Source organism: Streptomyces calidiresistens, from assembly GCF_014141525.1.
Classification (GTDB): Bacteria; Actinomycetota; Actinomycetes; order Streptomycetales; family Streptomycetaceae; genus Streptomyces; species Streptomyces calidiresistens.
In genome coordinates this window covers 1-1,387 of record NZ_VKHS01001106.1, presented here as the reverse complement: position 1 = coordinate 1,387, position 1,387 = coordinate 1, and the positions used below count along the sequence as shown (strand labels likewise).

Genomic DNA, 1,387 nt, shown 5'->3' with positions numbered 1-1,387 from the left:
CACCCGCCCCGTCCGGTTCGCCGCCGCCTCCGGTCGGGTGCCCGGAGGGCCCCGGGGCCCGCGCCGCCGCGGCGCGGACCCCGGGGTATCAGCCGAACGGCAGCACCAGCAGCCACGCCACGAACGCCGCCGCGAGCAGGACCACCGGGGCCCCGACGAGCAGGCGCAGCAGGGCGATCTCCCGGCCCATGGCTCGCGGGGCACCGAGCAACAGCAGGGTTTCCCGGTCCTCCGCGCGGTCCCATCGGTTCGTTCCCCCGGCCACCGGGAGGGCGGACAGCGCGGCGAACACCGTCACCCCCAGCCCGAGCACCGTGAGCGCCCCCGGCCGGGGCACCAGCAGGAGGGCGGCCGGCACCGTGGCCGAGGCGGCGGCCAGGGCCCCGAACGCCCGACCCCGGTACGGGGCGTCGGTCAGCAGGGTGCGCCCGGCCAGCATCCGGCGCACCCCGGGACGGCGGAACAGCAACAGCCGACCGCACAGCGCGAGCAGACCGGGCCCGGCCACCACCGTGCCGATCAGGACGAGGGCCCAGCCACCCACCACGCCCGGGCCGATACCGGCGGGCACCCCGGGCAGTTCCCAGGGACCGGTGCCGGGGTGGCCGGGGCCGCCCGGGGCGGTGAGGGAGACGAGGGCCACCCCGGTCCCGACCAGTGCCGTCCCGGCGGAGAACGACTGGCCGCCGCCCGTCCGGTCGGCGGCCGCCGGTACCCCCGGCACGGGGATCGGTTCCCCCCACCGGTCGGTCGGCGTCGTCGGAGGGGTCCCGACCGCGCCGGCCACGGCGCCGGGCGCCCCGTCGGGGTGCCCGGCCGTCGCGACGACGGGAACGGGGGCCGTGGACCCCTCCCCGCGGCGGGTGGCGGGGGCACGGGCCGCGAGGGCGGCGGAGCCCGCCACCACCAGGGGGACCAGCGCGACCAGGGTCGGGGTGCCCACGGCGGGCAGGGCGGCGGGCGCGCCGTCCGTTCCACCGTTCGACGCCCCGCGGGTGTAGAGGAAGAGCGCCACGGCCGGCAGACATCCCAGCAGGGCGAGGAACCCCGATGAGGCGCCGATCAGCATCGCGACGCGACCGCGTCCGGCACCCAGCGCCCCCAGCTCCGCCCGGATCCCGGGCGGGGGGTCGGTACGTGCGAGCGTCGCGGCCAGGTGGCCGGTGGCGACGAGCGGCATCAGGCAACCGAGCACGGCGGGTGTCGCTCCCCCCGCCGTTGCCGGTTGCTCCAGGGCCCGGGACAGGACACCGAGCAGCACCAGACAGGTGCCGCCGGAGGCGAGGAACAACGGAACGCGGCCGGCCGGGAACGACAGCGGGCCGCGGCGCGCTAGCCGGGCAGCGAGCATGTCTCGGGCGCGGTGGGGGCGCCGGGGGTCGGGGCG

General features: G+C 79.2%; 1 protein-coding gene. It reads right to left on the bottom strand.

The window, feature by feature from the left end; genetic code table 11:
* Positions 1-88: 88 nt before the first annotated feature.
* The coding region (locus FOE67_RS25740; protein ID WP_228474297.1) for a hypothetical protein at positions 89-1,387 on the bottom strand (1,299 nt) is incomplete at its 5' end.